Source organism: Rhizobium sp. MHM7A, from assembly GCF_005862215.1.
GTDB classification, from domain to species: domain Bacteria; phylum Pseudomonadota; class Alphaproteobacteria; order Rhizobiales; family Rhizobiaceae; genus Rhizobium; species Rhizobium bangladeshense.
Map to the genome: position 1 here is coordinate 948939 of NZ_VCHT01000001.1, position 15783 is coordinate 964721.

The 15783-nt window shown below is 51.9% G+C and carries 12 protein-coding genes; 4 read left to right on the forward strand and 8 right to left on the reverse strand.

All coding sequences use genetic code 11. The features are described 5' to 3' along the window. Positions 1 to 157: 157 nt before the first annotated feature. Complete coding sequence (locus FFR93_RS05480; protein WP_138392367.1) at positions 158 to 1465, forward strand: sodium:proton antiporter; 1308 nt, start codon at positions 158 to 160, stop codon at positions 1463 to 1465. 77 nt (positions 1466 to 1542) lie between these two features. Here FFR93_RS05480 and FFR93_RS05485 read toward each other — a convergent pair whose 3' ends face one another. From FFR93_RS05485 to FFR93_RS05495, 3 genes are all read right to left on the reverse strand, one after another. Then, on the reverse strand, positions 1543 to 1800 hold the full coding sequence (locus FFR93_RS05485) for a hypothetical protein (protein ID WP_138392368.1): 258 nt from the start codon (positions 1798 to 1800) through the stop codon (positions 1543 to 1545). 153 nt (positions 1801 to 1953) lie between these two features. Further along, positions 1954 to 3669: a sulfatase-like hydrolase/transferase gene (locus FFR93_RS05490; protein WP_138392369.1), complete on the reverse strand. Its 1716-nt coding sequence runs from the start codon at positions 3667 to 3669 to the stop codon at positions 1954 to 1956. 49 nt (positions 3670 to 3718) lie between these two features. Beyond that, the gene (locus FFR93_RS05495; protein WP_138392370.1) at positions 3719 to 5140 is read right to left on the reverse strand and encodes an exopolysaccharide biosynthesis polyprenyl glycosylphosphotransferase; all 1422 of its coding nucleotides are present in this window, start codon (positions 5138 to 5140) and stop codon (positions 3719 to 3721) included. Between the two features lie 155 nt (positions 5141 to 5295). On the opposite strand from FFR93_RS05495, the gene FFR93_RS05500 reads away from it, so the two are divergent. From FFR93_RS05500 to FFR93_RS05510, 3 genes are read left to right on the forward strand one after another with little or no spacing between them, the layout of a single operon-like run. Then, complete coding sequence (locus tag FFR93_RS05500; protein ID WP_138392371.1) at positions 5296 to 6537, forward strand: glycosyltransferase; 1242 nt, start codon at positions 5296 to 5298, stop codon at positions 6535 to 6537. After that, positions 6534 to 7394, forward strand: coding sequence for a hypothetical protein (locus tag FFR93_RS05505; protein ID WP_138392372.1), 861 nt, complete (start codon positions 6534 to 6536; stop codon positions 7392 to 7394). The genes FFR93_RS05500 and FFR93_RS05505 overlap by 4 nt, the downstream gene beginning before the upstream one ends. 1 nt (position 7395) lies before the next feature. After that, complete coding sequence (locus FFR93_RS05510; RefSeq protein ID WP_138392373.1) at positions 7396 to 8529, forward strand: acyltransferase; 1134 nt, start codon at positions 7396 to 7398, stop codon at positions 8527 to 8529. Between the two features lie 144 nt (positions 8530 to 8673). Here FFR93_RS05510 and FFR93_RS05515 read toward each other — a convergent pair whose 3' ends face one another. From FFR93_RS05515 to FFR93_RS05535, 5 genes are read right to left on the reverse strand one after another with little or no spacing between them, the layout of a single operon-like run. Continuing rightward, a complete protein-coding gene (locus tag FFR93_RS05515; protein WP_171049101.1) occupies positions 8674 to 9864 on the reverse strand; it encodes an ABC transporter ATP-binding protein in 1191 nt (396 codons plus the stop codon). Continuing rightward, entirely contained in the window at positions 9854 to 10642 is a 789-nt protein-coding gene (locus tag FFR93_RS05520; RefSeq protein ID WP_138392375.1) for an ABC transporter permease, read from the reverse strand. The genes FFR93_RS05515 and FFR93_RS05520 overlap by 11 nt, the downstream gene beginning before the upstream one ends. 28 nt (positions 10643 to 10670) lie before the next feature. After that, complete coding sequence (locus FFR93_RS05525; RefSeq protein WP_138392376.1) at positions 10671 to 12608, reverse strand: hypothetical protein; 1938 nt, start codon at positions 12606 to 12608, stop codon at positions 10671 to 10673. Between the two features lies 1 nt (position 12609). Continuing rightward, entirely contained in the window at positions 12610 to 13659 is a 1050-nt protein-coding gene (locus FFR93_RS05530) for a glycosyltransferase family 2 protein (RefSeq protein WP_138392377.1), read from the reverse strand. Continuing rightward, positions 13656 to 15716 (reverse strand): hypothetical protein, encoded by a 2061-nt coding sequence (locus tag FFR93_RS05535; protein ID WP_138392378.1) that lies wholly within the window; start codon positions 15714 to 15716, stop codon positions 13656 to 13658. Before FFR93_RS05535 ends, FFR93_RS05530 begins: the two co-directional genes overlap by 4 nt. Between the last annotated feature and the right edge of the window lie 67 nt (positions 15717 to 15783).

The window sequence follows — 15783 nt, forward strand, 5'->3', positions numbered from 1 at the left end:
GTCTGCCACCGTTTGCGGACAGGTCTCAAATTCTTGGCCACTTAGATATCGACAGAACTCCTGCTAGAACGCATCAATTTCTGCCAAAAAGTTGACGTAACCCCTTCCAAAAGCCGGATAATTCCTTGATAATTCGGGCAGCCGAAAGGAGTTATTTATGTCATTGTTCCACATCTTTGCGCTGCTGATCATTTTGGCTGCAGTGCTCGGATGGGTGAATGCACGATTTATCGGGCTTCCCCATGCGATTGCCATGTTGATCATGCCTCTGGCGGGGTCACTCGTTCTAATCCTCGGGGACATCTATATTCCCGGCTTCGCCTTCATCAATCATCTTGAAGAAGCCATTCGGAGCATCGATTTCTTCGAAACGCTGATGACCGGCATGCTCTCCTTCCTGCTGTTTGCAGGCGCGCAGCATGTGGACCTTCGCAAACTGAGAATGCACCGCACACCAATTTTTCTCATGGCCTCGGTCGGTGTTGTCATCTCCACTGTCATCATCGGATGCGGTCTCTACTACGTTGCCCAGATGATGGGGATCGACCTCCCGTTGGCTTGGGCACTGGTCTTCGGCGCTTTAATTTCTCCGACCGACCCGGTTGCAGTTCTGTCAATCCTCAAGACGACAGACATCTCCAAGAGCCTTGAGACCAAAATCGCGGGCGAGAGCCTCTTCAACGACGGTTCAGGCGTTATCGCCTTCACGGTCCTGCTCACAGTCGCCCTGGCGACCACAGGGGGGCCTGTCGATCCGGAAAGTCATATCATCGACGCAACGGGCACTGTAAATGCTCTGGCGGTCACCTGGACCTTCCTGTGGGAAGTTGTCGGTGCAGTCATTGTCGGCGTCATCGGTGGTTTTGGCACGTTCCTCATGCTTCGCTCCATCGACGACGAAACAGTCGAGACCCTCCTTTCGATTGCACTGGTGCTCGGCACGGCGATTTTCTGCAGCCTGCTACATTTCTCGGTTCCTATCGCGGTCGTCGTCGCGGGCCTCGTAATCGGCAACTGGGGTGTGAAGGCCATGTCGGAAAAGACAAAGGCTCACCTGAAGCCGTTCTGGACGATGATCGATGAAATCCTGAACTCTGTGCTGTTCCTCCTGATCGGCCTCGAAGTCCTGGTGATCAAGTTCGCAACGGCCAACTGGGGCATCATGTTCGCTGCGATCCCGATTGTTCTGATCGCCCGTATGATCTCGGTCGCCATTCCGGTCCACGGTCTTCGGTTCACCGGCACGACCTTCAACACAGGCTCGATCCGCATCATGACCTGGGGCGGTGTCAGAGGCGGCATTTCGGTTGCTCTGGCGCTTTCCATGCCCGATACCGGATACAAGGACCTACTGTTGTCGATCACCTACATCGTGGTCTGCTTCTCGATTATCGCCCAGGGACTGACAATCAAGCCAATGGTCGACCGATTGACCAAACATATCCACCCGGCACCAGCACACTAAATCCTGATCCAAACAGAAAACGCGGCGTTCGGAAGAGCGCCGCGTTTTCCTTCAAGCATTATCGAGTCAAGCACACGCTATCGCGGGACCCACTCCAGACAACTGCCGTCCACTTCAATATAGAAAGGCTCGCCCGTTTCCGGGTGCGAAAGCCTTATTTCAACCTGATCATTCGACAGAAGCTGTTCGACACCGGCAAACACTGGCAAAGGTATTCCTCCGAGCTTGCTGCTGTGCTCATGCGCCTGAACCACGTGCTCGGGAAGAGTTAACACCAGGACCCTGCCAGGAAACATAATTGCGCTGCCGTTGGCGTCGATTACAAAACTCTTCATGCCCATTCCTCATGCCTGCACTTAGCCAGTGTAGCGGTTGGCGACGACGGCGACCAACGGTTTAGGAGGTGAACGCAATGTCAGTTCTCACCGCGCTGCCAGAAATCGCGCTGTATGCTGATTAGACGACAATCGACATACAGCGCGACGCTTTTAAAACCCGGAATATTTGACGAAGCGCTCAACAGAATTTCGTGCCGTGGTGTAATCCGGGTCAGCCTTGTTTTCTGTCAAATAGCGTATCTGACCGGTGTTCGTCATGAAGTAAAATGCATTAATGTTCGTCACGTAGCTGGAGATGTCGCAGCCTTCTGCGAACATCGAACATCCAAGGAAGTAATTCTTCGCATCCCTGATCTTTGCCATTTCCATAATCGTAGGCGCGAACGACAAAGAATTCCTGCCAGCCATGTCGATTCTTTGGTGCTTTACGCCGTTCCAGTAAACCATCATCGGAATACGGTCGATGAAATAGCCAGGCTTTACGTTCTCGACCTGCGTGAATTCCGGCGCAGGATACGCAGCGTGATCGGCTGTCAAAATGAGAACAGTGTTCCTGAATTGAGGGTCTGTCTTGAACTTCTTCAGGAACAAGCCGAACTGGGTATCGACGTTATGGAAACGATTGAGGACAACGCTGCCACCATCACCAAACTTTTCATCGGGGCTATCCTGGAACAGGTGTGTTCCAAAATTATAGACACCAAGGAAATATGGCTCCTTTAACTTGCCCGTGAGATCGGGCAAAAACTGATAAAGGTTTTTGTCGCCGACGGGAACCTGATCATGCCCCTGCAGCTTTGCTACGTCGGTTCCGGTAATCACTTGATCGAAACCAATATCCTTGATGAAGGTATTGAGATTCATTTCCTCTGAATGTGGCGTGAGAAACGCAGTGTCGTATCCACGGGACTTCAGAATCTGGGGAACACTGATAACATTTTCCCTGTAGGTGTGATCAACCAGTTCTCCATTTTCGACGAACGCGAGTCCGGTTTCGCCATCCTCCCGAGCACCGATAAAGCTAGATGTCAGCTGCCCTCTCAACCCTCGGAATGTCGCGGCCGTATGGTTGTAATAGTTGTCGAAAACGAGCGCTTCCTGGTAGAAACGATCCATATTTGGCATCAACGTCGGACGCGAGCCGCCATAAGCGGACATCATGCGGGCAGACATGCCTTCCGTAAAAAGAACAAGGAAGTTCGGTCGCGAAGGAAACGTACTCAGAAGAGACGCATGCTTCTGGCTCGGATCGTAAGTAACCTCCTTACGAAATTCCTTTTCCAAAACGGCCCGGTCCTCCGCATTGAGATATACGCCCCCCTCTGTGAATTCGGCGTCCGCGACTGTTGTTACGAGGGAGAAAATAGGCAAATCGAGCTGATTGATGATCTGATCATTTCGAAGGTTTTGAACCAGCAGTATGCCGTAGACACCAAGAATCCCTAATATCATGCTCTTCGGCAAACGACCTCCATGTTTCACCGGCAACGCCAATGTGGCGATGGACAACACAACGAGAACCACAAACGGTGCGACTTGTTTCCAATTAATGGATACGGCCTTTGCTGAATCAATATTGGCCAAAGCCATTACGGTGATCAGCTCCCCGGAGAGATGGAAACTTTGCATTTGCAACAGAATTGGCAACAAAAGCAAAAGAGCCAGGAAAGCGTGAGCCGTTCGGGATCGCAGCTTGCCCGCCAGGAAGAACGTCAATGAGAACGCCAGAATAATCGAAACCGCAAAAGGAACGAACACCAAGGGCTGAGACGCCCGAAGAACGGTGATCGCGCAATAGAGCATGCAGAAAAGCCAGGGGGCAAACTGCCAAACATTGAATGTGGCTTTACGTAAAATGACGGGCATGAAATTCACCTGAATGATCGAGTTAAAATGATGGCGACGCTTGGAATTCTCAGTACGCGCCTTTCCTGAAAAGAACGGCCGGAACGGTCTTCAGAAGGATGGCGACGTCATGCCAAGGTGTCCAGTTCCTGACATACCACGTATCCAAACGGACCCGCTGTTCATAGCTAAGGTCACTCCGACCGCTAACTTGCCACAGACCAGTCAATCCAGGTCTCACCGATGTGTAAAATGAGACTGTGTTGCCGTAATAGTCCAGTTCTCCTTGGGTTACCGGACGGGGGCCAACAAGGGACATTTCACCGCGCAAGACATTTATCAGTTGTGGCAACTCGTCGATGGTCGTCTTGCGGATAAAACGGCCAAGCGGCGTGACACGTGGATCATCCTTCAGCTTTCGGCTCTTCTCCCAGGCTTGACGATGTTCCTCACTGCTGTCGAGATAGGCCTGAAGCATTTCGTCAGCGTTCGTGGCCATTGACCTGAACTTGATGCACTTGAATGCCCTGCCTCCGAGGCCAATGCGCTCGTGCGAAAAGGTTGCAGGCCCGCCATCGCGGCGAACAGCCCAGGCAACTGCCAACATCGGAAGCCCAACCACCGATAGGATCAACGCGGAAACAATCACATCGAACGCGCGCTTAGCCAGACGATTGAGACGTGGAACCACTTCAATTTTATCGATGAGAAGGATTGATTCTTCGCCGAGGAGATAACGAACCTCCATGCCTGACGCGACACCGTTCGAGACGGGCACCACGATAAGGTCGACGCCTTGTGTGCGTAGCTGCTGGATAAGTCGGTTCTCGACCTCGTCGGAACCTGACATCGCGACTAGGACATAGTCCAGATCGGGATAGCCGTTGAGAAGCGTCAGAATATCATCGACATCTGCAGGATCGACTTGACCAACGACGCTCAAACCAAGGTGCGGGTCTGACGACACCAAACGAGCGGCATTTATAGCTGACACTTCACGCCCCAGGATCAAAACCGAAGCCAGGCCAACCCCGCGAGCATGACTTATGCGCCTCTCTAATGCTCTGGCAGCCATGGCAAGGAGGGGAGCGATCATCCACGTCACAAAGGTCAAAAGACGTGAAACATCGCTCTTATACGCATAAAGAATAAAACCCTCGATCAAGAGCGCGACAAGACATCCGTAAATCAGGTTTTTTGTCGAATCCCAGAATGGCAACTTCTGATGATAATCACCCTTGAGGTAAAGCCAGGCTACGATGATGAGCGACGTAAGTGCGAAGGCTGCGCCCCGCTCATCAATGATCCTCGACCAGCTGACATACGTCCCCCCGAAAACATTCAGTACGATCTCGATCAGTTTGTAGGCTATCGCACTAGCAAAGAAAAAGGATGCCAAATCCACGATAAGACGAAGATGCGACCGTGTCAGACTCGCACAGAACTCCTCCGAAGCAGCGCTGAGAAGGAGTTGAAAGCGGGAAGTACCCATGCAGGAATTCCGAAAATTATCTTAACAAAAAGGGTCGACCACGGAAAAATTTTCGTCAAGAGCGGCATCGACAACAGTGTCACATTTCCTTCTTCCCACTTGCAGATGCCGGAAAAGGAAAATAGCATTTTCTTACTTCAACCCGGAATCCAATCATGAGAATTGCTGTCGTTAGCAAAGCAGATGCGACAGGGGGCGGTGCCAGTCGCGTCGCCAACGACATCGTCGAAAGCCTGGCTTCCAGAGGGATCGCAGTTAAACACCTTGCGGCTAGAAGTTCTCAAGGATGGACCGACCTAAGAAAGCCTATTCTGGGACCCAAATTGCCACGAATATTGCTTTCCAAACTCCAGAGCACGGCGCGTGAATTCGGATTGGGAGAGATTATCCCTTTCGAGGTCTTGTCCGTCTTATACGCGGTCAGAAATTACGACCTCGTTCATTTTCATGACACATCATCCGCCTTCTCTCCATTGACCCTGTTTCTCGTTTCAAAACTGAAGCCGGTCGTTTGGACCTTCCATGACTGTTCACCTTTCACAGGTGGTTGCCTTTATCCGCAAGTGGTCAGTTGCGAACGATACAAAACCACGTGTGGAAAATGTCCTCAACTTCACGAATGGCCCCTGGCCAGTAGATTGGATACAACAGGCGTAGCTCTGAAGCTGCGCCGCCTTTTGCACAAGCAGGGACATGTCGTCACCGTTGCTCCTTCGAAATGGATGCAGCTTGAAGCAATCCAATCAGGAAATGTGTCTGTTGAGCCAACCGTCATCAGCAATATGGTGAACACCACGCAGTTCTTCGATACGGACGACAGAACGGGCTTGCGGAGACGGCTTGGGCTTAACCCCGAAGGATTGGTGATCGCATTGTCATCCGGCCTTCTATCAGATGTTCGCAAAGGCGTGGACGACGGCATAGCCTGTATCAAGCAACTTAAGCACCTGAACCCGACGCTCGTAATGATCGGCAACCCTGATCCCACTCTCCACTCAAGACTGGAGGGTGTCGATTACATGCCGACCGGATACCTCAGAGACCGGGAGATGCTTCGATGCTGGCTTGCCGCGTCTGACCTTTTCCTTTTCACATCGAAGGCCGACAATCAACCTCTTTCAATCGCCGAGGCTCTAGCCTGTGGAACCCCTGTATATGGCTACCCTACAGGCGGTGCAGCGGAGATGATCGTGGATGGGCAGACTGGCCGCTTTGCCCAGGCGCGCGCTCCAGAAGAGCTGGCGGAGATCATAGGCAATGATGTCGGCAGCGGTCAGCTGTTTGAAATGAGACACGCTGCGAGACGTCATGCCGAGAGCAATTTCGGCGAAGAAACTTTCGTCATGGAGCATGTCAACTTGTACCAGGCCACAATCAAAAATTGGAATAAGGCATGAGGACGTTCCTTTCTTGGAAAAGCGCCGGACCGCAACTCGAAATGTGGCTCAGCAGGAAGGACGTTGAAACGGCGTCGTTCTCCTTCTTCGGTGGCCTGATTGACCTAGATGTTCACCGTCAGGCCGCCAGGCGACAAACTATGATAAATTTGGCCCAGCGCCTGGGTCAGGATGAAACCCTCGTCAGCGCGGCACTGGAAAGCGCTTGGAACCTCGCCAATGCGGTCCATGTTTCCAAAGGTCTTGATTGGGAGCCGCCGGTGCGCGTTGTCTTTGATCGCTGGATCAGACTTCTGAACGGGCACGCGCAAACGGACCAGGAGATCGCCGATCTTGCAGAGGCTCTCGTTGAAAACGAGATCGAATTCCTTGCAGATCATGCAACTGCGAATGCAGCTCTCATTCAAGTCATCGCGAATGTGAACCGAGACTTCACGCACACCATGATCGTTGAGGACACCTCATTCTCGGCACATGATCTGCGCAAGTTGTCGCAAAAGGCCGGTGTCACCGACTTCATCGACACATGGGTGACAAGCGCGGACAAAGGACTTCGGAAACATACCGGGAGACTATTCAAGACCTTGGAACGGAAGCCGGACCTACATGTCGGAACAGACCCGGTTTCCGATGGAGTGAGAGCAGCAGAATTCAAAATCGAACCGTGGGTCGTCTACGACTGGAAATCACAATATTCCAGACACAAAAGCGGTATCGACAAGATTTGGTGGCCACTTGAAAGTGCAGGCCTTGAGCCGTCCGGAAGATCAGCAAAAAGCGCGATGATAAGAACCATCCACAAGCATCCGTATCCCGAATTTTTGAAAATCAAACTGAGAAATTTGGTTGGGAAATAATATGCCAGCGTCAATATCTACCAATAACAACCAGGGACGCCTGGACTATCTGGACGGAATACGTGGCGTTGGTGCGCTTGTCGTCTTTTATTATCACCTGTTAGTAATGTTTATAGGAATCCCGTTTCCGCAATACACGGCACTGTACCATTCGGTATTGCTGGATGGCCCACTAGCGGTAAAGGTGTTCTTCGTAATTTCAGGGATGGCATTGAGCGCCGCATCGTTGAAAAATCCAGATGCACCTATCCTGCCATCCCTGGCAGCGCGGTATTTTCGCTTGGCGCTCCCAATCTTCTTCACATCGTTGATCGCTTTCGCGTTAATGGGCTTCGGGCTCATGTACAATGAAGAAGCCGCGAGAACAGGGATATCAGTGGATTGGCTGGGTTCATTTTACCCAATGTTCCCTTCAATTGAAGGAGTGCTTCGTTTTTCCTTCTATGAAGCCCTAATGGATTACAATTTAAAGACCTCTTACAACTCGTCACTATGGACGATCCCATTCGAATTCGCTGGTTCACTTGCCATCTATCTGATGCTACTCGTGATCAACGATCCAAAGAGAAGACGCCTTGCTGCAATCGTGCTTTTTGTCGCTCTTTATAAGAACAACACGTTCATAGCCTGTTTTTTCGCGGGATACCTTATTGCCGATCTCAACATCTACCTGGCCGGTAGAAAGTGGAAGGGAGTAAATTTCGCGGGGATCGTCCTCATCGTAGGTGCAAGCGTCCTGGTCAGTATTTTCAGGCCAAAAACGGAACTCTACTGGGCTGCGATTGCCATACTCCTTGTGCTTGGATGTACCTTGTCTGTGACCGCCAAAGCCTTACTTTCAAGCAAAATAGGCAAAGTTCTCGGGAAGCTTTCATTCCCGCTATACCTCAGCCATATCTTTGTCATATGCTCCCTCACGTCCTTCTTGTACCTTGAACTGCAAAAAATGGGATTCGGGACGAAAGCCGCTTTTCTGGTGAACCTTACACTGTCATCCATTTGCGCATTCGCTTTAGCGGCTGCTTTAGTTCCCATGGAAACACTTGTGGTTTCACTCTCCAAAAAAATTGGGAAAGCAATCGCGGCGGCGGGCACCAAAGCATGGAAAACCTTACGACTGCCTGATCCCGTCTGAGTTGGATCATTGGTCAAGTCCCCAACGCCAAGGACGATCACTATGGCCAGGCAGCAGTGATGATATCTTTGTAAAACAAGAATTCCTTCGCCGAGTAATCGCTCAACGAGGGAGTGAATTCGACAAATTGCGAAGAGGTTGGGTCTACGCAACAACCATTGGTACGTTGAAGAAGCCATGTGCAGGCTGGTTCATGACGGCCGTAACTTCAAAAGCATTCTGAATCCAGCACTGGTTTTTGCTTATGCTGGTGTGCCTACCTTTACCGATGCCGAGACTGATGCAATATTGGCCAGGTGCCAGCATTGGCCAATCAAATGAAAGCGCAAAAGTCGATTTCCCTGATGGTACAATTCTCCCGCCCCCCACGAGAGCGGATTGTCCGAAGACTGCCTGGCCGCGCACATCCGTTACCTTGAAGGCGGCAATCAGATTGGTCGCATCCAATTTGTTATCCAGATTACACGTGATCTCAATCTTATCACCATCACGCAGCATATTCCCCTCGGCACCTGCAACCAGCATTGAAACGGATGCAATGTCGATATCGCGCGGGCCAGTCTTTCGAAGATCGATATCACCATGTGCACTCATGGAGGAAGAGGACTGAATGATCTTGTTGTAGACCAAAACACCTTGGGCGGGGTGACCATCAAATACAACATGGCCGCCATTCAAAATTATGACGCGATCACAGATAGCAGTTATCGCCGCCATATCGTGGCTGATCAAGATCAGCGTGGATTCTGACATGTCATTGAGCAGGAAATCATAACACTTCTGCTGAAAACGAGCATCGCCGACCGCAAGCGCTTCATCGACGATAAAAATGTCGGGATTAACCACGCATGCAGTCGCAAAGGCGAGGCGGACAAGCATGCCGCTGGAGTAGGTGCGCGTCTTAGAATCCAGGTCAGCGCCCAACTCCGAGAACTCGACGATCCTCTCAACAAGTTCGGGAATTTTGCCACGATCAATGCCCTGGAGCATCAGTGCAGTCTCGGCATTTTGCCGACCTGACAATTCGTGGTGAAATCCGGCACCAAGCTCAAGAATTGCCCCGATTGTGCCATTCGTGACGATTTCACCAGCTGTCGGCTTGGACATACCTGCAATCATGTTGAGAAGGGTCGATTTTCCCGCACCATTTATCCCAAGAATGCCGACGTTCTCACCTTGCCGAACGTCAAAAGAAATACCCTTAAGGACCTCCTTTCGAGGGACAAAACGGGGGTTGTTCAGACCCACCAGGTTGCACAATTGCGCAGTGGGGTTGTTAAGGAGCTTGTACGTTTTGAACAGGCTCCGAACAGAAACAGCGGTGTCAGACAGCATCATAAAAATCCGACTTTCTTGCGGTAAAGAACTTAAACGAGGCGAACATGGCAACGACACCGAGCGCGGCGACCAGCCAGAACGACGTCTGCCAAAGATGGGCATTCCCACCCATTGCTGCCCGAACGCCGGAGAGGCTCTGTGACAGTGGATTAGCCATAATGAACTTCTTTAGAAGCGATGGCGTCGAATTGGCATCATACAGCACTGGCGACAGGAACATACCTACACTCAGGATTAGAGGAAGTGCGTGACGTGCGTCTTTCATATAGGTCCCTGTCACCGCCATCACGAATGTGATTGCAATCAGCCAGGGAACGAATGCCACCACTCCAACGAACGCTCCCATAATGGCCGTATAACCCTTCCCGAGCAACAGCATCGTCACGCAGGAAATCAAAACCGGGATCGAGAAACTGACTGCCGAAACAATGATGTTTGTCAGTGGGAGCAGGAACAACGGAACTGGCGTTCGCTTCACAAGTTGCGCGTTATCATGAAATGCAGACAAGGAGCGATTAGCACTCTCTGTGAGCCATTGCCACATTCCAATGCACAGCCAGAGAGCGGGGAGCTGGCCAATGTGAGAACGCCCAGAAACGGCCGAATGGACAACACCTACAACAAAAACCGTGTAGGTTGCCAACATTAAAAGAGGCGCTCCGAACACCCATAACCAACCGAGAAAAGAGCCCTTGTAACGAATTCTGAATTCGCGCTTGATGAGTGTCAGCAGGAGATAACGACGCGTAAAAAAAGATTGCCAGTAGTTCAACATTTTCCGGAAATTCCATTCGCCTAAGGATTTATGCGGCTCTCAACCGGTTTAGAACGCGGCGCACACTATTTTTCATGAGCGATTTGACAGGTTTTGGCAATCGCCAAAGAAGATACCACATCCACCGAAGCGTAGTTTCATTTAACGGAAGGAGAATAAGTCGCTCCTGCGGTGAAACCATGCGTCGCATTGCGCCTCTCCAATACGACTCGCTGTAGTCCAAGAGAAGCTTATAAAGACTTCTACCTCCAAAGGCCGCCGGGGCGAGTGCCGTGTGGCGCGAACCGCCGAAGCCGACAGCGTGGTTGATGGAGGAAGCACACACCGCCACATCCATGCTTGGTTGACGGCACAATTTCTTGAAAGCAACCAATGCTGCCTGCTTTGCATCTGGGCTCGACAGATAATTTTCCAAACCGAGAGCCTTAGTAAGTTCCGCGAATGCCACAGCACCTTCGATGATCTTAGACGCCGCTTGCATTCGGGTTAGTTCGCTGTCATTTCCAAGACGGACGAACTCGAACGCCCCTTCGTCGTCAGGCAAAACGGTGACAATGCTTTGCTCAGCTGAAGCGAATAGAAGCTCCATGACTTCAACCTGGGAAGCGACCGCCTTCACTGCTGAGGTCGCGCTGAGACCTGTATAGAATAGACCCTCGATATTGAGACCGGGGCCTGGGTGAACATTCGTTCCAAAGTAGACACCGTGAAGCACACCTTTGAGTCCTCGCTCGGAAAGGAGCCTTGTGAGATTTTTCTGCATCGAGCAAAGCCAACCCACATCAACGATAACGGACTCATCATTGGATAGAAGACCTTCATCACGAAGGTAGCGCTCAACATATCCGCGCTCCAATTGAGCTTGCTCCAGGATCGCCGTCATATAGGTCTGAGCATACCTCGCAATTTGACTGTCGGTCTTCAAGACCACATCCGCTTCCGCATCATCTGCCCGAACAGAAACCTGTACACGTGCCAAGAGTTGGCGGCCAGTCATGCCGACAGCATCCGAACCGACGAACTTGAGAATACCAGCCTCATCTGTCGTGAGTGGAAAATTGATCATTCGACGAGAAGCAGCCAGGTAGCTCAATTTTCGGGCATCATTCGGGAATAGAATCTCATAGACGCGCTTTAAAACGTAGCCATCGCGCGCCAAGAAGAAAATGTTCCGAGCACCCGTGCGATCAGCGGTCTGCCGAACAAGATGGCAAAGAAGGATCGACAGTGGGCCTGTATGTTGCGCGCCTATCTGGAACCACGTCCGCTCGGAGACATCTCTGCCGCGATCATACATCAGGTGGCGCACAAGCGCCGTCACCACACCCTCAGTCATACCGACGGGCTTATTTCCCTTATGGTACAGAGGAAAGTCTGTGATGGGCGTATGGATAGCACGCAATCCCAAGGCTATCGCGTTTGCCACATCAGACCTGTAATTATCGCCATGATGTGTCCACGACAAAGGCTGATCCTCAAGGACTGCCACCTGGCGATACATGTTGCCAGTTGCCTTGGTTACCCCCAGTTCGGAGGACACATACAGTTCATCGAGAACAATGCCGTTCTTCGCCAGCATCGCTGCAATAACCGCCTTTGGAAGATACATGTCGGAGATGCCGATGACCCGGTAGCCATCGTTTCTCAGCCTTTCAAGGCGAGCAATTCCATCCTTGCGAGGCAGCGAGAACAGCAATTCCGTCTCGACTTCGATCTCCTTGATCACTGAAGCTTTGAATTCTCCAGTCAGCTCCATTGATAGGACTTCGTAAATCTGATCCAACGTGACGTCTTCACGAGAGGTCAGGCGGCGAGACTTACGCTCGCTTCGCTCCCGCAGGTCAGCAAAGCCGGTTGGCACCTTGTCTGGGTGCGAAATTTCCATGATACGGAAAATGTCGACAGGGTGCTCAACCCCTCTGCAAATAAGCGTGTCAAAAATATCGAAACTGGCAAGTGCTGGCATTTTAAGATTTCCGTGAGGCGTTGATTTGAGCTTTCACCCATTGAGCAAAGACTGAGGTGGCCTTGGTCAGAAAACCGGCTCCCCAAGCCAAGTGCATCGTTGCAAAAGCCAGGGTTACCCGCGAGACCTTGAGCGTTGTCGTAGCAGTATCCGAAGGCGGATCGGATGCGCGAACCAGTTTCCACGAATAGGCGGCGATCAATACGCCATATCCCAAGGGCAGAAGATTGAAGCGGCCGTCCCAGTGACCAAGAACAGCGCCGCCAACCACACCCGTTGTGATTACGACTGGAGCAAGCTGACGAAGTTTCGGCCGCGCTTTGTGCTTGAAAATCGTATTTGCGCGACCCAAGCCATACCGGAAGTATTGCTTGGCCAACGCTTTCAGGGTCTTGCGCGGAAAATAGCGAATGGAACAGTCAGCGGCCATCCAAACCTTAGCACCTGCCTTGGCGGTCCTGACGTCATATTCGCCATCATGGTTGATGGGAAAATTCTCGTCATAGCCACCGTGCTCTAGGAAAAATGCCTTGTCGAACGCGGCATGATGCCCGTGATCCACGCATCCTGACTGCGTCCCGGATGCGCGGTGAGCAGAGCCTCCGTTACCGAGTTTCGAGTTCTGAGCCAATGCAACAGCCGCTTGGAAAGGAGTTTCCTCTCCTACGGTCAACATGGGAACAACAGCGCTCGTCGCATTATTTTCTCGCATCGCCAAGACGATTTTACGCGAGAAATCCTTTGGGTAACCGCAATGGGCATCCGCTTGCACGAAAGCCTTCGCCAGTGGATGAGCCTCGCGAGCGCCGATATTAATTGCGGCGGCCTGAATACGGCGTGGATTTTCGATGTAACGCACTTTTGGATTCGCCAAAGCAATTTCGAGAACGATTTCCTTCGTTCGGTCGGTGCTTAGACCGTCCACAACAAGGATTTCGTAATCGTCATCTGACAAAGACAATTCGTCAATTGCCTTTGCAATATAATCCTCTTCATTCAAGGTCGGAATAATGACCGAAATTAACTCGGAATTTTGGATAGCATCACTCATTTCAGGTCGAACTCCTTGATTATGGCGGGTGTGACCTTCCAGAGGTTTGCAAATCCTAGATCAACTGCCTTTTGCATATGGGTTTTCATGCCAGCCTGATCGTTGCCGATGGAGGCCTTGAGATAGAGAAGATATTCACGCACCGGATCGGCTTCGTTCAACCGAGGCAGATAACGCTCGATTTCAGCAGCAGCGTTCGTAGGCGACCGTTGCCCCAGAAGATTGAGGTATGGAGCGAGGAATTCCGTGCGCTTGGGAGCAACCGCCAGGAACTTGTCGATGTCCTGACCCCAGTTAACGATATCCTGCGTGAGGGCACCGTATGTCTTATTCCCCAGCGCCACCAACTGCCCACGGGTTTTCAGGGAAAGAGCAAGCGTCACAGCATCGGGTTTTTCGAGGCTATAGCGGCGCAACATGCACGTGACGTTCACGAAGCTGGTCGTGTGATCATAGACGGACTGCGCAGGGTCTTCAGCAGCCAGGACACGGCGATTGAGCAGCGTGTACAGCGCCCAGGTGATCTCGTTCTCCGGGAAAACCGACGTCCTATAGAGGCCGCACGTCTGGACATTCGCATCCGGCATGCTCGGCGTGAAACCACGCTCGAAAGTCTCGAACCGGATGACCTTACCAAAGAGAACAGAAAGACTGATAAGCGCGATGGCAGCGACATATCCAAGAGGCGCAAGCCCGGAGACTATCGTCCGTGTTTTCGAACTAACCGGCGTGACGGCGACAGACAACGCAATCGCCAGAGCGATGAATGCCGTCGCGTGATTTACCGGGAACCAGAATGTACCATAAACAGAAATGGCAAGCGCGACATAGAAGCCTTTCTTGGAGGCGGCAGCGGCGTAGGCAAAGATCGAAAGCCACAGAACTAGACCGAGCAGGCCAACGCTGAAGAGCACCTCGACACCCATGTTATGGGAATGGAAGTTCGCTTTGTGGTGTCCGTCCCAGTAGGCCTGGGAAGCCGAAGGAAAGTTGTCGAGAAATGCGCGGCCAGGCAGGTTCCGGGCGTTCCGCTCATAGGCATCTTCGAACCCACCCCAGCCATTGCCGGTGAGAAGCTTCACCGGGTGCTGAATCAGGTCATCAACGAGGACGCGCACCAGATAGGAACGGGACCAGATCGTTCCCAAGCCGCCTTTCTCAAGCGCGAGGCGGTCAAGCGGGTTGTCAGAGAGCACCTGACTGGTATCGACATTGCTATTGAGTGTGTCGGCAGCAAGCGACAGTCGTTCAATCACAGGGCCAGACTGGTAAACGGCAAACATGCCGACCAGAGTTATCGCGGTTACAATCGCCGCTCGGGCACTTGCTTTATCGAGCAGGCGAGCGATGAACTTGATGCACCAGGCAGCATAGACGAGCGCGCCTGCGGCAACGCACAGCACTACGGTACGGTTGTCGGATACCCAGTAGCCGTAAAAGATCACGGCAGCGGCAACCGCAACGCACAGAAATTGAGCCCACCTGGCCGAAAATCGATCCCGTTCAAGGACGAGGACAAGGCCAGCCAAACCTGTCGCCATGCCAGCCCATTCTTCAAAACCAAGCGGGACGCCTGTGACCTTTTCCAACGGTCCATAGGTGAGCGCGATGCCGACAGCCGCGAACGTGCTCGCAAGGAGGATGGTTTTCGCCCAGCCCTTTTCAAAAAGTATCCTCAGCGACACAGACAGAAGAAATAGTTCCAGATACCAGATAACTCCTGCGCCATGCTTCATCGTGCCGTGAATTGAGCGCTGCGGCGCATCTGAAAAGAAGGCTAGAATAAACCCGAGCAAGCAGAAGGCACCAAAAGCAAGCGAGACCTTGTCGCGGACAATACCGATTGCGGTTTCGTCCTTGGCTATGAAAAGCGTTACCAAGCAGGCAATCATCAATCCTGAGACGCCATAAAATGTTGCGCTTGCCACTTCAGTCTGACGCCACATGCCTAGACTCTGCCAGGGAAGGCCAAGCACAAACGAAAAGAAGGTGGCAACCGTCAGTAGGCCGAGAATGGCCACTACGACATCGGATAGAAAAGATTTTTGCTGGGGCACGCGCATTCTCACAGAAGGAATTCTTCTAAAAAAGGCTAGCCCTGCTTTTTTTTACCGGCAATAGGAT